The organism is Pseudorhodobacter wandonensis, assembly GCF_001202035.1.
Lineage (GTDB): Bacteria > Pseudomonadota > Alphaproteobacteria > Rhodobacterales > Rhodobacteraceae > Pseudorhodobacter > Pseudorhodobacter wandonensis.
This window is the reverse complement of sequence record NZ_LGHT01000031.1, coordinates 262,223-279,928: the sequence shown is the minus strand read 5'-3', so window position 1 is coordinate 279,928 and position 17,706 is coordinate 262,223. Positions and strand designations below refer to the sequence as shown.

18 protein-coding genes are annotated in these 17,706 nt (G+C 57.4%); 12 read left to right on the top strand and 6 right to left on the bottom strand.

Translation table 11 applies throughout. The features are described 5' to 3' along the window. Positions 1-178 precede the first annotated feature (178 nt). Positions 179-1,345 carry a DNA-processing protein DprA gene (gene dprA / locus AKU79_RS09975; protein ID WP_050523423.1) on the bottom strand — a complete coding sequence of 389 codons (1,167 nt, stop codon included), beginning with the start codon at positions 1,343-1,345 and terminating at the stop codon, positions 179-181. A 153-nt stretch (positions 1,346-1,498) separates the two neighbouring features. Between dprA and AKU79_RS09970 the strand changes: the two genes are divergently transcribed. The 8 genes from AKU79_RS09970 (at position 1,499) to AKU79_RS09935 (ending at position 8,325) form a co-directional block, all read left to right on the top strand. After that, positions 1,499-1,936, top strand: coding sequence for a tellurite resistance TerB family protein (locus AKU79_RS09970; protein WP_050523422.1), 438 nt, complete (start codon positions 1,499-1,501; stop codon positions 1,934-1,936). Next, positions 1,933-2,718 (top strand): phosphate/phosphite/phosphonate ABC transporter substrate-binding protein, encoded by a 786-nt coding sequence (locus AKU79_RS09965; protein ID WP_231580140.1) that lies wholly within the window; start codon positions 1,933-1,935, stop codon positions 2,716-2,718. Before AKU79_RS09970 ends, AKU79_RS09965 begins: the two co-directional genes overlap by 4 nt. 107 nt (positions 2,719-2,825) lie before the next feature. Continuing rightward, positions 2,826-3,632, top strand: coding sequence for an ABC transporter ATP-binding protein (locus AKU79_RS09960; RefSeq protein ID WP_050523421.1), 807 nt, complete (start codon positions 2,826-2,828; stop codon positions 3,630-3,632). A gap of 43 nt (positions 3,633-3,675) precedes the next feature. Next, positions 3,676-4,398, top strand: a complete 723-nt coding sequence (locus AKU79_RS09955; RefSeq protein ID WP_050523420.1) for a transporter substrate-binding domain-containing protein — start codon at positions 3,676-3,678, stop codon at positions 4,396-4,398. An 80-nt stretch (positions 4,399-4,478) separates the two neighbouring features. After that, positions 4,479-5,360, top strand: a complete 882-nt coding sequence (locus tag AKU79_RS09950) for an ABC transporter permease (RefSeq protein WP_050523419.1) — start codon at positions 4,479-4,481, stop codon at positions 5,358-5,360. Next, positions 5,357-6,184, top strand: coding sequence for an ABC transporter permease (locus AKU79_RS09945; protein WP_050523418.1), 828 nt, complete (start codon positions 5,357-5,359; stop codon positions 6,182-6,184). The genes AKU79_RS09950 and AKU79_RS09945 overlap by 4 nt, the downstream gene beginning before the upstream one ends. A gap of 3 nt (positions 6,185-6,187) precedes the next feature. Beyond that, positions 6,188-7,525 (top strand): glutamine synthetase family protein, encoded by a 1,338-nt coding sequence (locus AKU79_RS09940; protein WP_050523417.1) that lies wholly within the window; start codon positions 6,188-6,190, stop codon positions 7,523-7,525. A 194-nt stretch (positions 7,526-7,719) separates the two neighbouring features. Then, positions 7,720-8,325 (top strand): glutathione S-transferase N-terminal domain-containing protein, encoded by a 606-nt coding sequence (locus AKU79_RS09935; RefSeq protein ID WP_050523416.1) that lies wholly within the window; start codon positions 7,720-7,722, stop codon positions 8,323-8,325. A 51-nt stretch (positions 8,326-8,376) separates the two neighbouring features. Here AKU79_RS09935 and AKU79_RS09930 read toward each other — a convergent pair whose 3' ends face one another. Continuing rightward, complete coding sequence (locus AKU79_RS09930; protein WP_050523515.1) at positions 8,377-8,694, bottom strand: DUF3775 domain-containing protein; 318 nt, start codon at positions 8,692-8,694, stop codon at positions 8,377-8,379. A 134-nt stretch (positions 8,695-8,828) separates the two neighbouring features. Between AKU79_RS09930 and AKU79_RS09925 the strand changes: the two genes are divergently transcribed. From AKU79_RS09925 to AKU79_RS09915, 3 genes are read left to right on the top strand one after another with little or no spacing between them, the layout of a single operon-like run. After that, positions 8,829-9,509 (top strand): type 1 glutamine amidotransferase, encoded by a 681-nt coding sequence (locus AKU79_RS09925; RefSeq protein ID WP_050523415.1) that lies wholly within the window; start codon positions 8,829-8,831, stop codon positions 9,507-9,509. Positions 9,510-9,533: 24 nt separating this feature from the next. After that, positions 9,534-10,889: a glutamine synthetase family protein gene (locus tag AKU79_RS09920; RefSeq protein ID WP_050523414.1), complete on the top strand. Its 1,356-nt coding sequence runs from the start codon at positions 9,534-9,536 to the stop codon at positions 10,887-10,889. After that, positions 10,886-12,169, top strand: coding sequence for an NAD(P)/FAD-dependent oxidoreductase (locus tag AKU79_RS09915; RefSeq protein ID WP_050523413.1), 1,284 nt, complete (start codon positions 10,886-10,888; stop codon positions 12,167-12,169). Before AKU79_RS09920 ends, AKU79_RS09915 begins: the two co-directional genes overlap by 4 nt. Positions 12,170-12,235: 66 nt before the next feature. Here the strand turns inward: AKU79_RS09915 and phaR are convergent, their stop codons facing one another. From phaR to phaC, 3 genes are all read right to left on the bottom strand, one after another. After that, positions 12,236-12,799, bottom strand: a complete 564-nt coding sequence (gene phaR / locus AKU79_RS09910) for a polyhydroxyalkanoate synthesis repressor PhaR (RefSeq protein WP_050523412.1) — start codon at positions 12,797-12,799, stop codon at positions 12,236-12,238. Between the two features lie 157 nt (positions 12,800-12,956). Then, a complete protein-coding gene (locus tag AKU79_RS09905; RefSeq protein WP_050523411.1) occupies positions 12,957-13,406 on the bottom strand; it encodes a hypothetical protein in 450 nt (149 codons plus the stop codon). 139 nt (positions 13,407-13,545) lie between these two features. Continuing rightward, complete coding sequence (phaC, locus tag AKU79_RS09900) at positions 13,546-15,369, bottom strand: class I poly(R)-hydroxyalkanoic acid synthase (RefSeq protein ID WP_050523410.1); 1,824 nt, start codon at positions 15,367-15,369, stop codon at positions 13,546-13,548. 103 nt (positions 15,370-15,472) lie between these two features. On the opposite strand from phaC, the gene phaZ reads away from it, so the two are divergent. Further along, complete coding sequence (gene phaZ / locus AKU79_RS09895) at positions 15,473-16,774, top strand: polyhydroxyalkanoate depolymerase (RefSeq protein ID WP_050523409.1); 1,302 nt, start codon at positions 15,473-15,475, stop codon at positions 16,772-16,774. A 124-nt stretch (positions 16,775-16,898) separates the two neighbouring features. Here the strand turns inward: phaZ and AKU79_RS09890 are convergent, their stop codons facing one another. Next, on the bottom strand, positions 16,899-17,648 hold the full coding sequence (locus AKU79_RS09890; protein WP_050523408.1) for an alpha/beta fold hydrolase: 750 nt from the start codon (positions 17,646-17,648) through the stop codon (positions 16,899-16,901). Between the last annotated feature and the right edge of the window lie 58 nt (positions 17,649-17,706).

Sequence of the window (17,706 nt, the reverse complement as noted above, 5' to 3'; positions counted from 1 at the left end):
TGGGCGAATGGCAGGCAATGTCAATGGAGCACTGCCAACGTCCCAAAACCGCTGACCTGATTGCCTTTTTGAACTTATACTGCAAGTGCAGAAACGCAGATCAACCAATGTTTCACGGCGTTGTGTCGTGGCAAAACCTGCCTTGGCTCCCTTGGCATGCGTGCAAAGCCCTATGCAATCAGTCGCGCCGCGACAGCAATCCACCGGCCTGACGCAGCACTTTGCCTTCCAGTTCCAGCATCAACAGCTCGGGCGCGATGCGGGCTGTGGGCATTGCCAAATCGCGAACAAGCTGGTCCTCGGCCAGCGGGCTTGGGCCAAGACGGGCGAGGATCTGGCTGTGGAGGCTGGCTATTTCGGCCAATGGTCGGCGTTCGGGCACGGGGCCGGGCAAAGGCGGCGCAGCCTGCGGCAGTGGGCGAACGGGCACTTCGTGGCGCTTGTCAGGCATGCCGGTGCCGATCGCCTCAATCACGTCGGATGAATTGCGCACCAAGGTTGCGCCATCGCGGATCAGCATATTGCACCCCGATGCACGCGCATCAAAGGGGTGGCCCGGCACGGCCAGCACCTCACGCCCTTGGTCAAGCGCGTTGCGGGCGGTGATCAAGCTGCCCGACCGTGCTGCAGCCTCAACCACCACCACTGCCCGCGACAGGCCCGAAACCAATCGGTTGCGCATCGGAAAATGCCGCGCTTGTGGGGCCATGCCCATCGGCTGTTCGGATATCCGGCAACCCTTGGCGGCAATGTCTTGCGCAAGGCTTGTGTTTTCGTCGGGGTATATCACGTCAACCCCACCCGCCTGAACAGCAATGGTACCCAGCGCCAGCGCCGCCTTATGTGCTGCGGCATCAATGCCGCGCGCCAAGCCCGACACCACCACAAAGCCCCGTTCCCCCAAGGTTTCGGCCAATCGCGTCGCCATCCGCAACCCAAGACTAGAGGCATTACGCGCACCAACCATCGCCACGGCAGGCCGGTTCAAAAGTGTGAGATCACCCATGGTCCACAGCACTGGGGGCGCGTCGGTCAGATCATACAGCGCTTCGGGATAGGTCGCCTCGCCCCAGCAAACCATCCGCGCATCCGCCACCCGTGCCAATGACATTTCATGCAAAGCAACATCTTGGTGACAAACAGAATAGTCTTTCACACCTGCCTCGGCAGCAATACGTGGCAGCGCGGCCAAGGCGGCCGCTGCGCTGCCATGCTCGGCCAAAAGCCGGTGAAAGGTCACGGCCCCCACCCGCCGTGACCGGATAAGACGCAGCCAATCCAGCCTTTGATCGGCCGAAAGATCGGCAGGGGCACCATGTTTATGGGCAAAAAGATCCGAATCCATTGGGGCAGCCTTCGATTGGTCCTGTAATCTTTGTCGCCAACTAAAGTTAATGGATCGTGAATCATTCCTCGAATTGCAGATTTTGATGCCAAATTCCAAAGCTTTGCATTTCGGCCAATTGGCACCGCAACCAATCCCCCTTATATGGGCTCTATGTTTGATGCATTGCTGCGCCGCCTGACGGCCCCGACCCCTGACCGCCTGCCCGAACCGGATGCCGATCTGGCACTGGCCGCATTGCTTGTGCGGCTGGCCCGTGCCGATGGTGACTATGCCCAAGTTGAAATGGCGCGTATCGATAACATATTGGCATCACGTCACAATCTGACACCTTGGGCTGCAGCGAAAATGCGCGCACAGGCTGAATCCCTGGAACAGGAAGCCCCCGACACCGTACGCTTTACCCGCGCGATCAAGGACGCAACGGCACTGGAAGATCGCGCAGGGCTATTGCAGGCGATGTGGTCGGTTGCGCTTGTTGACGACAACCGTGATGCGGGCGAAGACCAGCTTATGCGGCTTGTCGCCAATCTTTTGGGTCTGACAGATCAAGAATCGGCACTCGCACGGCAAAAGGCATCAAAACTGTGACTTCGACCACGTTTGCCGCCCCAACCGCATCTTTGCAGATGTATGATTTTGGCGATTTGGTCATAGCGAATGACGCGCTTTGGCGGTTGATACGCGATGGTCTGCGCCATCAGGGGCACGCCGCCCCGGACAGCTTGACACGCGGACCAGATCTGATGGCAATTTGGCGCGCGCCCGATATGCTGTTGTCGCAGACCTGCGGCTATCCGTTTCGCGCGCAACTTAACCCTATTGTCGCGCTGGTTGGTACGCCTGATTATGGCGTACCGGACTGCCCGCCCGGCCAGTATTGCAGCTATTTTGTCGCCCGCAAGGATGACCCGCGCAGCGAATTAGCCGCGTTTGATGGTGTGGCTTTGGCCTATAACGACCCGATGTCGCAATCCGGTTGGGCCGCGCCACAGACCTATGCCGCGGAACTGGGGCTGCACCTGCCGGCAGGATTGGTAACCCAAGGGCACCGCCTGACAGTTCGTGCAGTGGCCGATGGGCGGGCCGATATTGGCGCGGTTGATGCTGTCACATGGCGGCATCTGATGCGGCTTGATGAAAATGCGCAAAAGCTGAAAGTGATCGCCCGCACGCCACCCAGCCCGGGCCTGCCCTTGATCACCGCCCAGCATGGTCTGACCAAGGTTTTGTTTGATACTGTCGCCCAAGCCATTGCCGATCTTCCCGCGCCAATACGCACGATTCTCGGGCTGCGCGGATTGATAGCCATTCCTGCCAGCGCCTATCTGGCCGTGCCAAACCCGCCTCCTCCCGACCAAATCAGCGTGTAAAGCCCCGAAATCCGGGCATGTGACGTGACGCTTTGTAAAATAGCCCGTTGCATCGCGGCAATTTTTACGCCCTAATTTGGGCGAGTACACCTTCAAAGTGAGTTTTCGTGAAACTAGAAACCCGCCCTGACGCCCGGCTCACCGACGGCTCTGAAACGCCTGTCATTGAAATCCGGGACCTTCACAAAAGCTATGGCCAGCTCGAGGTGCTGAAAGGCATCGATATGGTTGCGCCAAAAGGCCATGTCATTTCGCTGATCGGGTCGTCGGGTTCTGGCAAATCCACGCTCTTGCGCTGTTGCAACCTGCTTGAGGATAGCCAGCAGGGTGAAATAAAGTTTGAAGGCGAGGCTGTGCATTGGCGCGGTGAGGGCTTGAACCGCCATCCCGCCGACCGTGCGCAGGTGACGCGCATCCGCACCAACCTCTCGATGGTGTTTCAACAATTCAATCTTTGGTCGCATATGACGATTTTGCAAAACGTCATGGAAGCGCCAGTGACGGTGCTGAAACGCGACCCGGTAGAGGTAGAGGCCAAGGCGCGCGAATATCTGGAAAAAGTCGGTATTGGCGACAAGGCCGATGCCTGGCCGGCAATGCTGTCTGGTGGCCAACAACAACGTGCCGCTATCGCGCGGGCGCTGTGCATGGAACCTCGGGCCTTGCTGTTCGACGAACCCACTTCGGCGCTTGACCCTGAATTGGAACAAGAGGTTGTCAAGGTTATCAAAGCCTTGGCCGAGGAAGGCCGCACCATGCTGCTGGTAACGCATGATATGCGACTGGCGGCGGATGTATCCGATCATGTCGTGTTCTTGCACCAAGGACGAACCGAAGAAGAAGGCCCACCAGAAGCCGTTTTCGGAAACCCGCAAACAGAGCGTTTGCAAGGCTTCCTTTCTGCCGGTGGCTAGGGCACAAAGCATCACCAAGAAACTAAACAATAGGGATCAAACAATGAAAAAACTAATTCTGACCACTGCCATTCTGGCGCTGACTGCCGGTGCCTCTTTCGCCGAAACCGTGCGCATGGGGACCGAAGGCGCCTACCCTCCCTATAACTTCATCAACGACGCCGGCGAAGTAGACGGGTTTGAGCGCGAACTGGGTGACAAGCTGTGCGAAATGGCCAGCCTGACCTGCGAATGGGTGACGACCGATTGGGATGGCATCATCCCCAACCTGCAATCGGGTAACTACGATGTTATCATCGCGGGGATGAGCATCACCAAAGAGCGCGGCGAAGTTGTTGATTTTACACAAAACTACATTCCGCCAGCGGTTTCGGCCTATATGGCGCTGGATGCAGGCGTTGATGTGAAATCCGTTCCCGTTTCGGCACAAACCGGCACAATTCAGGCCGGTTATGTACAGGAAAGCGGCGCGACCCTGGTCGAATTTGCCACTCCGGATGAAACCGTAGCGGCTGTGCGCAACGGCGAAGCCGATGCTGTGTTTGCTGATAAAGAATATCTTGCACCAATCTTGGCAGAATCGAATGGCCAGTTCGCTTGGGCGGGTACCGACGTTCCGCTGGGTGATGGTGTTGGCATGGCCTTCCGCAAGTCGGATTCCGCGCTCCGCGAAAAGTTCGACGCCGGCATTACGACGATGAAAGCTGATGGCTCGTTGAACGAACTCATCGTAAAATGGTTCGGCGATACGGTCGCAACGTACTGATTGCGGCAGGTTTCGACATAAAAGACGGGCAGCGCAACCATTGCTAGAAAATGCGTTTGCGCTGCCCTCATTGGATTTTCATGTTTTCAAGCTGCGCCGACCCAAACAATCTACACGGCCTAACCTGGCTGTTGTGCTACCTGACCACAGGCAAGCATATTGATTTCTATTGGTCTTTTCTGACCGTGCTGACGCTGTTGGCGGTTACGGCGCCGGTCGCTTTGGCCTTTGGCTTTGGCGGCGCCATGATGTCGCGTTCCCAGCGCTTGCCGCTGCGCATAATTGGCAAAACCTATACCGCCATGGTGCGTGGTGTGCCCGATATTGTCTTTTTCCTGTTCTTTGTCATCGCGCTTGACCAGGGGATTGAGTATTTCTTTCACGTCGTCCGCTGCCCCGACTGGACCGAACCTGTGCGCAACGGGTTAGAGTTTCGCGTCTGCCCCGAGGCCAAGGTGCCCTTGAATTCCTCGGCCCAGATCTGGCATTCGCTTTACGGTTTTGCGCTGGCGGTGGTGACATTCGCGCTGGTGTTTGGTGCCTTTGCTTCGAACGTTCTCTATGGCGCGATGCAAGCCGTGCCGCGCGCGCAGCTTGAAACCGCCGAGGCCTATGGCATGAACCATGGCCAGGTATTTCGCCGCGTTCTGGTGCCGCAGATGTGGGTTTACGCCCTGCCCGGCCTTTCAAACCTGTGGATGATCCTTATCAAGGCTACGCCGCTTTTGTTCCTGCTGGGTGTGCAGGATATCGTTTATTGGGCGCGGGAACTGGGTGGCGCGAAAACCAGCGCCTATGCCTATCCGCACCCTGATTGGCGGCTGTATTACTTCTTGGGGTTGTTGGTGTTTTATCTGGCGATGACCAAGATTTCCGAATTGGTTTTAACCCGCATCCAAACCCGTCTTAGCCACGGTCAGGCAACCGCCTCGGGCGAAGCACAACGAAAGGCCGCCGCATGAGCTGCCTGCAAACCATTGCCGACTATGGCCTGCGCTCCATGGGGATGGGCGAACGCCTGTTACCCAAAACCGATTTCACCCTATGCCAGCAATTCACGCTGATTGGGTCCGGGATGATGTGGAACATCTATTTCGGCGTTTTGGCCCTGTTGTTCGGCTTTGTGCTGGCAAATGCTGTGGCAATGGCCAAGGCATCTAACCAGATGATCCTGCGCAAGCCTGCCGAATGGTTCATCTTTATCTTTCGCGGGTCGCCGTTGTTTATCCAGTTCTTCTTGGCATATGAGGCGCTGGTGCTGTTGCCTCGAAACGGTATTGAACTGTTTGGCCTGACGGCCGAGGTCAGCTGGTTGTCACGGGCCTGGGCCGGGGCGCTGATTGTGCTGTTTTTGAATACCGCTGCCTACACAGCCGAAATTTTCTACGGCGCGCTGCGGTCTATCCCCAAGGGCGATCTTGAGGCGGCCGATGCCTATGGTATTTCTGGCTGGTCGCGTTTTATCCGCATTCAATGGCCTACAATGCTGCGGCTGGCCTGGCCCGCCTATACGAATGAGGCGATCTTTCTATTCCACGCCACGACGCTGGTGTTCTTTTCGGGCTTTCCGGCTTTTCGGCAAGAAGGCGACGCATTGTATTATGCCAGTTATCTGGTGGATAAAACGTTCAACCCCTTTATCCCCTATCCTATTGTTGCCTTCTATTTCATCTTGCTGACACTAGCAGTGATCCGGCTTTTCGGGGCGGTTAACCGGCGGCTGAACAGGCATTTGCCAAGCAACGAGCGGAGCAAGATCAAAGTGCGGCCGCAAATCATCAGGTGACATATGAAAGACTGGCTGAGAAAGCATCCCGAGGTTCGCACGATCCGCGTCGCTGCGGCAGACCTGAACGGGCAAGCGCGCGGGAAACGTGTGCCGTCGCGATTCGCAGACAAAGCCGTGAAAGACGGAATCCGTTTTCCGTTTTCGGTGCTGAACCTCGATATTTGGGGGGAAGATATTGATAACAGCCCGCTGGTGTTTGAACAGGGCGATGCCGACGGCGTACTGAAACCGACCGAGCGTGGATTTATGCCGATGCCGTGGCTGGAGGCACCGACGGCCCTGCTGCCAATCTGGATGTTTCGCGAAAATGGCCAACCTTATGATGGTTGCCCACGTCAGGCCCTTGCAGCCGTGGTGGCCCGCTACAAAGCGCGCGGTTTGACCCCTGTTTGCGCGATGGAGCTGGAGTTCTTTCTGATCGACGATAGCGGCAAGAAAATGCAGGCGCCTGCCTCGCCGCGATCGGGCAAACGGCGCAAAGCGGCCGAAACGCTGTCGATACGGGCGCTGGATGCCTTTGATGTGTTCTTTACAGACCTCTATGACGCTTGCGAAGCGATGGATATTCCGGCCGATACCTCGACCTCGGAAACCGGCCTTGGCCAGTTTGAGGTGAACCTGATGCATTGTGATGATGCGCTGCGGGCGGCCGATGATGCGTGGCTGTTCAAAATGCTGGTCAAAGGTCTGGCGCGGCGGCACGGGTTTGCGGCCTCTTTCATGGCCAAGCCCTACCCCGAATATTCCGGCTCGGGGTTGCACACGCATTTTTCGATTCTCGACAATGATGGCGACAATATCTTTGACAGTGGCGGGCCAAAAGGGACGGCCAAGCTGCGGCATGCGGTGGCCGGCTGCCTTGAGGCAATGAAGGATTCCACGCTGCTTTTTGCCCCGCATGGCAACAGTTATGAAAGGCTGGTTCCTGATGCCCACGCGCCGACTGTGGTTTGCTGGGGCTATGAAAACCGCACGGCGGCCATCCGGATTCCGGCGGGCAGCCCTTCGGCGCGGCGGATCGAGCATCGTGTTGCGGGGGGCGATGTGAACCCTTATCTGATGCTGGCCGTGATTTTGGGGGCCGCATTGAATGGCATCGAAGACGGAATAGAGCCACCCCAGCCGATCACCGGCAACGCCTATGCCCAAGAAAATCTGGATCAGATTCCGACCGATTGGGCGGCGGCGATCGAAGCGTTTGAAAAATCCGAAATCTTGCCACGGATTTTCAGCCGGGACCTGATCCGGAATTATGCCCTGACCAAGCGGCAGGAAATGCTGTATCTGGATGAATTGAGCGCCGAGGAACAGCTGGAGCTGTACCTTGACACGGTGTGATTTTCGCCTGCTGGCCGCGCGCGGACGTTTTGGTAATACATTGATATAAAACGAATTTGCGTTTTGCATTAACCGGATATTAACCCCTGCGGTCAGCGCAAAATCTGCCCACCTCTTGGCGCGGTTCAAGGCGATGCTGCGTTGTGGAAAATGCTGGGCTGGCATAGGATTGTGCCAGATTTGGAGCACTGCATATGACCCCTATCCTCTATTCCTTTCGCCGCTGCCCCTATGCGATGCGGGCGCGGTTGGCGGTGGCGGTATCTGGCGTGCCGGTCGATCTGCGCGAGATTTTGTTGCGCGACAAACCTGCGGCGTTTTTAGCGGCCTCGCCCAGTGGTACGGTGCCGTGTTTGGTGAGCGAACAAGGGGTGATCGATGAAAGCCTTGACGTGATGGTCTGGGCCTTGCGCCAAAACGACCCCGAGGCTTGGTTGGAGATGCCCGACGCCGGATGGGACTGGATTGCGCGGGGCGATGGGCCGTTCAAGCGCGCGCTGGACCGTGTGAAATACGACAGCCGCTATGACGCGGCAGAGGTTGAGGCCGCGCGGGCCGAGGCGGTGCGGTTTTTCGAGGATCTGGATGTTGCACTCCGCGCCGGAACGGGCGAGTGGATTTTTGCCCGCGCCAGCCTTGCCGATTATGCGCTGCTGCCCTTTGTGCGGCAGTTCGCCTTTATTGATAAGGCCTGGTTTGACGCGCAAGACTGGCCGCATGTGCAAGCATGGCTGGAACGCTTTTTGGCATCAGACAGGTTTGCCGCCGTGATGGTCAAGCATCCGGTTTGGCAGGCGTGAATTGAGGATTGCGCGCGCCCGATAGGCGCACAGCCAGATGCCCCCCTAAAATCACAACAGGTCTTCTTCCTCGCCTTCGACATCGACGCCCATAGCATCGAGGCCGGCTTCGAGGTTTTCCGGCAGATGCGGCATACCCATCAGGTAATCAGCGGTTGGTGTGGTTTTTTCCGAACGTGCGGTGGCAAGCGCCTCGGCGTATTCTTCGGCCTCAAAGCTGCCGCGCCCGACCCATGCGATTGCGGTTAGGTGGGCTTGTTCATCCTCATTCAGGTTTTCGATGAATTGGCGCAACTCTGCTTCGGCCACACGACCTTCGCGGGCTTGAAAGATCACTTGGACCACTTTGCTGGCGCTGATGTCGATCATGGGATGTTCCTTTTCGGTTTGGCCTATGGTGGCGCAGGATGCCGACAGAGACAAGAGGTTGCAGCGCGTGTTTCCCCCCTTGCCGCCCCCCCTGTGGTGCGGATAGGGTTTGGTCATCAACAGATAGGTATTTCATGCTGATTGGCATTTTACAAACGGGCCTTTCCCCCGACCAACTAATGGACGAGATGGGGGATTACCCCGATATGTTCCAGCGTTTGCTGGCCGGGCACGGGTTTACGTTCAAAACCTGGCGCGTGCTGGAGGGTGAGTTTCCGCCAGACGTAAAGGCCGCTGACGGTTGGTTGATCACGGGGTCGAAGTTCGGCGCCTATGAGGACCACCCGTGGATACCGCCGCTGGAGGATTTTATCCGCGCCAGTTATGCCGCGCATGTGCCGATGGTCGGCATTTGTTTTGGCCATCAGATCATTGCGCAGGCCATGGGCGGGCGTGTTGAAAAGTTCACCAAAGGCTGGGCCGTGGGCGCCACCGATTACGATTTCGGCGGCAAGACTGTGCGGCTGAATGCCTGGCATCAGGATCAGGTGGTTGAAAAGCCTGACGCGGCCGAAGTGGTTGGCAGCAACGATTTTTGCGCCAATGCCGCACTGCTTTATGATGATCGCGCCTTTACCGTGCAGCCCCACCCCGAGTTTAAGCCCGCATTTGTTGACGGTTTGATGAAAACACGTGGCAAGGGTTTGGTACCGGACGGGTTGCTAGAGGCCGCAACCGCGCGGCTTGACGAGCCGTTGCACGATAGCAGCATGGCAGACCAGATCGCCGCATTTTTCAAACAGCCGAGAGGCTGAGATTTCAAAGGCCGGAGCCTTCTGATGAGCAAGTGGACAGACAAGCTACCCGATGCAGCACGTGAGTATATTGCGGGGCGGAGATTGGACGAGGTCGAATGTATCATCGCCGATATTGCGGGGGTGGCACGCGGCAAGGCGATGCCTGCGTCCAAATTTGCGACGCAGGCGAACTATTTCCTGCCGAACTCGATTTTCTTGCAGACGATTACGGGCGAGTGGGCCGATAACCCTTCGGGGCTGTTTACCGAGCCGGATATGGTTTTGGTGCCGGATTATTCGACCACGACAGCCGCCCCCTGGACGGCGGATGTGACGGTGCAGGTGATCCATGATGCGCAGGACCAGCAGGGCAACCCCGTGCCGACCGCGCCGCGCAATGTGTTGAAACGCGTGCTGGCGCTGTATGCGGCCAAGGGCTGGGCCCCCGTAGTCGCGCCCGAGATGGAGTTTTTCCTGACCGCGCGCAATCTTGACCCGAATATGCCGGTTTTGCCGCCGATGGGTCGGTCGGGGCGGCGCGCTGCGGGCAAGCAGGCCTATTCGATGTCTGCGGTTGATGAATATGGCAAGGTAATTGACGATATCTATGATTTTGCCGAGGCACAGGGCATGGAAATCGACGGCATTTTGCAAGAGGGCGGCGCGGGGCAAGTTGAGATCAACCTTGCGCATGGCGACCCGGTGCGGCTGGCCGATGAGATCTTTTTCTTTAAGCGGCTGATCCGCGAGGCGGCGCTGCGGCATGACTGCTTTGCCACCTTTATGGCCAAGCCGATCGAGGGCGAGCCGGGGTCGGCGATGCATATCCACCACTCGGTCGTGGATATCAAAACCGGCAAGAACATCTTTTCAAATCCGGACGGGTCGGAAACCGATGCGTTCCTGCATTTCATCGCGGGGATGCAAAACCATTTGCCGGGGGCGGTGGCGTTGCTGGCGCCCTATGTGAACAGCTATCGCCGCTATGTGCCTGATTTTGCGGCGCCTATTAACCTTGAATGGGGGCGTGACAACCGCACCACCGGCCTGCGTGTGCCGATTTCGGGGCCCGAGGCGCGGCGGGTGGAAAACCGGCTGGCGGGGATGGATTGCAACCCCTATCTGGGCTTGGCGGCCAGCCTTGCCTGTGGCTATCTGGGGTTGATCGAGGCCAAAGCGCCCCGCGCGGAATGCACGGGCGATGCCTATAACATCGAAACCGATTTGCCCTATACCATGGGCGATGCGCTTGACCTGTTGGAAGAGGACGCCGAGCTGCGCGAGGTATTGGGGACCGAGTTCTGCAAGGTTTACGACTCGGTAAAACGCAACGAATACAAGGAATTTCAGCAGGTCATTAGCCCCTGGGAACGTGAGCATCTGTTGTTGAACGTATGAACCTGCTGCATGTGAACGATAAGCCGGGGCAATACCCCGCCTCTTACTATGCCGCGACGGCGACGCCGCTTGCCGCGTTTGCGCCGGTCAAGGGGCAAGTCAGCGCGGATGTTTGCATCATCGGAGCAGGCTTTACCGGATTGTCGGCGGCCTTGCATCTGGCGCGGGCGGGGCTGGATGTCGTGGTGGTTGAGGCGCAGCGCGTGGGCTTTGGTGCGTCGGGGCGCAATGGCGGGCAGGTTGGGTCGGGCCAGCGGCTGGAGCAAGACGCGCTGGAAAAGATGGCAGGGCAGGACGCCGCGCGCAAGCTGTGGGATATGGCCGAAGACGCTAAAGCACTGGTACGCAAGCTGGCGGCCGAGATGAGCCTGCCCTTTCATGCGGGCGTGGCGCATGCGTGCTATTCCGATGCCGAGGTTGCGCATGCGCGGGCCTATGCCGAGAAACTGTCGCGCGTTTATGGCTATGACCAGATAGAGCCGCTGCCCGATGGGTTGATCGGATCGGCTGCGTTCAAGGGCGGCGATCTGGACCGTGGCGCGGGGCATTTGCACCCGCTGAACTTTGCCATCGGGCTGGCCAAAGCCGCTGTAAAAGCGGGCGCACGGATTTATGAGCGGTCCGAGGTGCATCACATCCAGCACAACCTGCGCACCGAGGTGCTAACCGCGCATGGCCGTGTCAGCTGCAACCATGTGATTTTGGCGGGCAACGGGTATCTGAGCGGGCTGGACCGCAAGGTTGCCGCGCGGGTGATGCCGATCAACAATTTCATCCTTGCGACCGAACCACTGGGCGAGCGTGCGGCAGGGATTCTGGCGCAGAATGTGGCCGTGGCAGACAGTAAGTTCGTGGTCAATTACTGGCGCTTGTCAGATGACAAACGCCTGCTGTTTGGCGGCGGAGAAAGCTATGGCTACAAATTTCCCGACATCGTGAAAACCGTGCGAAAACCGATGCTTGCGGTCTATCCTCAGCTGGCCGATGCCAAGATTGATTATGCTTGGGGCGGCACGCTGGCGATAACGATGAACCGGATGCCCTGCTTTATGCGCACGCATCCACGGGTGTTTTCGGCCTCGGGCTATTCGGGCCATGGCGTGGCAATCGCCACATTGGCAGGCAAGCTGATGGCCGAGGCTGTGCGGGGGCAAGCGGGTGGGTTTGATGTGCTGGCCACCCTGCCCCAGCCGCGCTTTCCCGGCGGAACAGCGCTGCGCTGGCCGCTGCTGGTGGCGGCAATGACTTGGTACGGGATGCGCGACAAACTGGGGGTTTAGGCAGGCCGCTTTACGGCTGCGGCCTGACCCGTTGTGACAGGCAGGTTTTCGACGCGAAAACGCGGTTCAGAGCTTGGAAAGCTTCTTTTGCAATTCTGCAAGTTGCGCCTTTATCTCGCGCAGCTCGTCTGAATCTGATCCTGAGGCCGCGGGGGCGTCATCTTCAGACCCGGCTTTGCCAGACCACCCCGGAACACCGCCCATGATGGTTTTCAAAAACGCTTCTTGCTGTTTGCGCATGGCATCAAAACCCGGCACATTGGCCATCGGGTTTGGCACCTTGGTCAGGTTCTCGACCATTTTTGACTGGCTGTCGCGCAGCATATCAAAGGATGCGGCCAGAAACTGCGGCACAACAGAATTCACCCCGCTGGTATAGCTGCGCACCAGATCGTTCAGCACGTTTGTCGGCAAGACGCTTTCGCCTTTGCTTTCATGTTCGGCCACGATTTGCAGAAGGTATTGGCGGGTCAGGTCATCGCCGGATTTCAGATCGATGATCTGGACCTCACGGCCTTTGCGGATAAAGCCCGAGATATCCTCAAGCGTCACATAATCTGAGGTTTCGGTATTATAGAGGCGACGGCTGGCGTAACGTTTGATCAGCAGCGGCTGTTGAGTTTCGGCCATGGTGCCCCCCTTTGGAAATCAGAAAATTCACAACGCAATAATGTTGCACTGCGGAAAAGCTTAGTGCAGCGCAGAAAAAAAAGAAAGAGCGGGCTTCATCAGAAGCCCGCCTTTGGCGCATCATTAACAGGGAGTGTGTCGGACGCGCCGACGAACCTTACTTTGTAGCAGCAGTTGCTTTTTTGGCAGCAGTCTGAACGTCAGCAGTTGCTTTTTTAACAGCAGCAGTTGTTTCTTCGGACAGGTCTTTGCCAGCAGCCAGCATCAGTTCAACAGTTTCCATCTGAACTTTTTTCGCAACTTCAGCGAAAGCAGCCATGTTTTCAGCAGCCATTTCCGAAGCAGCCGATGCAAATTCGGTTGCAGCTTTGGTGTAGTCAGCGGCGTCAGCTTTGGCCGAGGTTACGCCCGAAACTTTTGCCAGCGTGTCTTTTGCCCATTTCGAGGAAATCTCGTTGGACTTTTCAGCAGCTTCCAAAGCCACTTTCGACAGCTTTTCAGCCATAGCAGCCTGAGTTTTAAACGCGTTCTGGAATGCCGCGTTGTCAACTGGGAAGGAAGCCATCATGTCTTGAACCATTTTCGTCATGTCTGGGGTCTTAGTCATTTGAATTCTCCTATCGGCGGCGCAGTACCGCGTTGCTTGATGAGAAAGATATACATGCTGCAGTGCGGCATTTCAAGTATTATTCTGCATTGCAGCATGATTTTTTACAACGTAGCAAGGAAAAACCTTTAAGCTGCCCCTAGGTCACTGACTCTGTTGATGTTTCCGGCTTTTGGCCGGGAGTGGCGCTGACATAGGTGCCGGGGGCCGGGGCAAGAACGGGGTTCTCGGGGCCACCCGGATCGCGGGCTGCGACCATTTTTCCCGATTGTTCGGCCAGCCATTCGCCCCAACGTGGCCACCAGCTGACCTTATGAAAGGTAGCGCCGTCCATAAACTCCTCGGGCGTCGTCATCGGCGACTCATTGGTGTAATAGCCGTATTTCTGCTTGGTCGGCGGGTTGACGATGCCTGCGATATGGCCCGATTGCGCCATGAGGAAGGTTTTGTCCTTGGAGCCAAACTGCTTGATGCCGTTGTAGCTGCTTTTCCACGCGGCGATGTGGTCGGTTTCGCATGCGATGGCGCAGACCGGCACTTTGATGTCTGACAGGCTGACAGGCTCGCCAAAGACCGGAAATACGCCGCGCGCGAGGCCGTCGGCTTGGCACAGGCCGCGCAGGTATTCGACCGACATCTTGGCCGGAAGGTTGGTGCCGTCACCGTTCCAGAACAGCAGGTCAAAGGCCGGCGGGGCCTCGCCCATCATGTAGCTTTTGATGGCAGGCTGGTAGATCAGGTCGTTCGAGCGCAGGAAGGAGAAGGTGCGCGACATGAAGGATTTGCTGAGAATTCCGTCCACCGCCACTTGCCGTTCGATGCCATCAACGAAATCGTCGTTCAGAAAAACGCCCACCTCGCCCTGATCGGAGAAGTCGGTCAGGGTGGTAAAGAATGTAGCGGATTTGACGGTTTTATCGCCCGCTTTGGCCAGATGCCCCAGTGTCAGCGACAGCGTGGTGCCTGCAATGCAATAGCCGACAGCGTTGATCTGCTTGGTACCGCAGATCCGCCGCGCCTCGGCCATTGCGCGCAGATAGCCATCGCGGATGTAATCATCCATGCCGACATCGGCATAGCTGGCATCGGGGTTGACCCAAGACACCACGAACAGCGTAAAGCCCTGATCGACGATCCATTTGATCAGGCTGTTCTGGGGTTTCAGATCGAGGATATAGAATTTGTTGATCCATGGCGGAAACATGACCAGCGGGATGTCATGCACCTTTTCGGTGGTCGGGCTGTATTGGATCAGCTCCATCATCTTGTTGCGATAGACAACGGCGCCGGGTGTGGTGGCGATGTTTTCGCCGACTTTGAAGGCCTGTTTGTCGGCCAATGTGACCAGCAGGTCGCCCTGATTGCTTTCGATATCGCGCACGAGGTTTTCAAGCCCCGCAACAAGGCTTTCGCCATCGGTCGCCACCGCTTTTTCCAGCGCATCGGGGTTGGTGCCAAGGAAATTGGTTGGCGAGAGCATATCGACGATCTGGCGGGTAAAATACTCGACCCGCTTTTTATCGGCGGGGTCGATATGGTCGAGACCTTCGACGGTATTGGCGATCATTTCCGAGTTCAGCAGATATTGCTGTTTGAGATAGTTGAAAAAGGGGTGTTCTTCCCACAGGGGGTTGGAAAAACGACGGTCTTTCGGGGTCGGATCGGCCGGCGCCTTAATTTCGCCCTTAAGAAGGACATGCTGTGCATCGACGTAATGCTTTAGGGTCTTGCCCCAGTAGCTGACCTGATTTTCGATAAGTTTGGAGGGGTTTTGCATCATCTCGGCGACATAGGCCGTCGCGGCCTTCAGATAAACATCCTCGCTTGGGCCAGACAATGCGGGATCGGCCTCTTTACGCTGCGCGAGTGCCATGGTCAGACGTTTGGACAATTCCTCAACCTTTTGAAGATTTGCGTTCAAACGTGCCAGACGTTCTTCGCCTTCATTCTGAGTTGTTGCCATATTAATCTTTCCCCCCTATATTCGCTGCAATGCAGCATACCCGTCGTAATTCGAAATCGGAATGCGACCCTTACGCCGCACCCCAAATGGCTTTGGAGCTGACATGAAGTATATGATGACCTACGACCTTATGGAAAGTGCCCGCAACACAAATGAATGGTTGGGTGCTACTGCGCGGGCTATGGCGTCCTACCCTGCGTTTGGCCTTTCCATGAACCCGATGATCAAATTGACCGCCGCTTGGGGTGAAGTGACCGAGCGCACATTCGCGCGTATGGTCGATAAACCCGATTGGGGCATTCGCTCGATCCCCGGCCCCGAAGGCCAGGACCATTTGGTCGATGTGAAGAAAGTGGTCGAACGGCCGTTTGGCAATTTGATCCATTTCTTTGTCCGCCGCCGTGCGCCGATGAAACGCAAGGTTTTGCTGATTGCGCCGATGTCGGGCCATTATGCTACGTTGGTCCGCTCGACTGTGACCAGCCTATTGCCCGACTGTGATGTTTACGTGACGGATTGGCACAATGCGCGCGAAATTCCGGTTTCGGCAGGCAAGTTCGATGTTGAGGATTACACGCTGTACCTGACTGATTTCATGCGTGAATTGGGGCCGGACACACATGTTATCGCAGTTTGTCAGCCTGTGCCTTTGGCGCTGGCCGCCACGGCCTATCTGGCCGCCGAAGACCCTGACGCACAGCCGCGCAGCCTGACGCTGATCGGCGGGCCGGTAGACCCGGATGCCGCAGCAACCGAAGTGACCGATTTTGGCCGCCGCGTCACAATGGGCCAGTTGGAACAAACCGCCATTCAGCGCGTCGGCTATATGTATCCTGGCGCGGGGCGGTTGGTCTATCCGGGGTTGTTGCAGCTGCAAAGCTTTATTTCGATGAATGCCGAGCGTCATGGCAAAGCCTTTCAAGAGCAGATCTTGCGCGTGGCGCGGGGCCAGGCATCGGACCATGATGCGCATAACCGGTTCTATGATGAATATCTGGCTGTGATGGATATGCCCGCCGAATTTTATCTTTCGACAGTCGAGCGGATTTTCAAGAATCGTGAAATTGCGAAGAATGAATTTACGATCAAGGGCAAGAAAGTCGATATTGGCGCGATTACCCGAGTCGCCGTGAAAACCGTTGAAGGCACGAATGACGATATTTCGGCCCCCGGCCAGTGTATTGCGGCCTTGGCATTGTGCACGGGCCTGCCTGACAGCAAGAAAGCCAGCCACCTGGAGCCAGACGCAGGCCATTACGGGATTTTCGCGGGCAAAAGCTGGCGTTTGAACATCCGGCCTTTGGTGTTGGCATTCATTGATGCCAATTCGGGCGACACCCCCGCCGATTCGGAAAAAACCGTGGCAAAGAAAGTGGCCAATACGAATGCGCAGGTAGCTTCGTAAGCATTGAACCAGATCTGAAAAGGCCCCCGGCAGGGAATGCCGGGGGCCTTTTTTATTGGATCAAGGGTAAAACCGAGCGCAGCAAAGAGGCGTAACCCACGGCGAATTGCCTTGCCGCCCCTACCTATCCGGCGCCTTTGGGCATTTCGGCCAGCGCCAAGGCGATCAGCGCAAGGCACTCGGGCGTTGAAAAGCGGTGATCGGCGCCTTTGACCAACGTCAGGCGCAAATCGGGGCTTTGCGCGTGATCAAGCAGGCGAAGGGCCACTGCGGGCGGCACATCCGTGTCATCCGTGCCTTGCAACAGGCGCACCGGAAACGGCAGATGCAGCGGGCTGCGCAAGACAAGGCGGTTGCGGCCTTCGTCAATCAGGCGTTTGGTGATGATATAGGGTTCATCCGCGTAATCCGAGGGCAGTGCCACCTGCCCCGCGGCCAGATCAGCCTTTTGCGCTTCGGTGAAACTGGCCCACATGCTGTCTTCGGTGAAATCGGGGGCGGCGGCGATGCCTATCAGGCCAGCGACACGGTCAGGAATGGCGAGGGCGACCAGCAAGGAAATCCAGCCGCCCATCGAGGAACCGACAAGGATTTGCGGGCCGGTGGTCAGCGTGGTGATCGCGGCCAGCGCATCCTCAAACCAATCGCCGATCGCGCCATCCAGAAAGTCACCCGAGGATTGACCGTGGCCGGAGTAATCAAACCGCAAAAAGGCGCGGTTATTGGCCGCTGCCCAGTCTTGCAGAAACAGCGCCTTGGTGCCCTGCATATCCGATTTGAAGCCGCCAAGAAACACCACGCCCGGCCCCTGCCCTGCGGTGAAATGATAGGCGATTTCGCGGCCTTGGGCCGTTGTAAAGGTTTTGGTTTGCATGCTGCCCCCCTGTACTTGCCCCAGCTATAGACCGTTGCCGCGACAGGGCCAAGCCGCC

Bases quoted from the DNA above. Each gene is read 5' to 3' on its own strand.
- dprA (WP_050523423.1), bottom strand. From the start codon at position 1,345: ATGGATTCGGATCTTTTTGCCCATAAACATGGTGCCCCTGCCGATCTT.
- AKU79_RS09970 (WP_050523422.1), top strand. From the start codon at position 1,499: ATGTTTGATGCATTGCTGCGCCGCCTGACGGCCCCGACCCCTGACCGC.
- AKU79_RS09955 (WP_050523420.1), top strand. From the start codon at position 3,676: ATGAAAAAACTAATTCTGACCACTGCCATTCTGGCGCTGACTGCCGGT.
- AKU79_RS09950 (WP_050523419.1), top strand. From the start codon at position 4,479: ATGTTTTCAAGCTGCGCCGACCCAAACAATCTACACGGCCTAACCTGG.
- AKU79_RS09945 (WP_050523418.1), top strand. From the start codon at position 5,357: ATGAGCTGCCTGCAAACCATTGCCGACTATGGCCTGCGCTCCATGGGG.
- AKU79_RS09940 (WP_050523417.1), top strand. From the start codon at position 6,188: ATGAAAGACTGGCTGAGAAAGCATCCCGAGGTTCGCACGATCCGCGTC.
- AKU79_RS09935 (WP_050523416.1), top strand. From the start codon at position 7,720: ATGACCCCTATCCTCTATTCCTTTCGCCGCTGCCCCTATGCGATGCGG.
- AKU79_RS09930 (WP_050523515.1), bottom strand. From the start codon at position 8,694: ATGATCGACATCAGCGCCAGCAAAGTGGTCCAAGTGATCTTTCAAGCC.
- AKU79_RS09925 (WP_050523415.1), top strand. From the start codon at position 8,829: ATGCTGATTGGCATTTTACAAACGGGCCTTTCCCCCGACCAACTAATG.
- AKU79_RS09920 (WP_050523414.1), top strand. From the start codon at position 9,534: ATGAGCAAGTGGACAGACAAGCTACCCGATGCAGCACGTGAGTATATT.
- AKU79_RS09915 (WP_050523413.1), top strand. From the start codon at position 10,886: ATGAACCTGCTGCATGTGAACGATAAGCCGGGGCAATACCCCGCCTCT.
- phaR (WP_050523412.1), bottom strand. From the start codon at position 12,799: ATGGCCGAAACTCAACAGCCGCTGCTGATCAAACGTTACGCCAGCCGT.
- AKU79_RS09905 (WP_050523411.1), bottom strand. From the start codon at position 13,406: ATGACTAAGACCCCAGACATGACGAAAATGGTTCAAGACATGATGGCT.
- phaC (WP_050523410.1), bottom strand. From the start codon at position 15,369: ATGGCAACAACTCAGAATGAAGGCGAAGAACGTCTGGCACGTTTGAAC.
- phaZ (WP_050523409.1), top strand. From the start codon at position 15,473: ATGAAGTATATGATGACCTACGACCTTATGGAAAGTGCCCGCAACACA.
- AKU79_RS09890 (WP_050523408.1), bottom strand. From the start codon at position 17,648: ATGCAAACCAAAACCTTTACAACGGCCCAAGGCCGCGAAATCGCCTAT.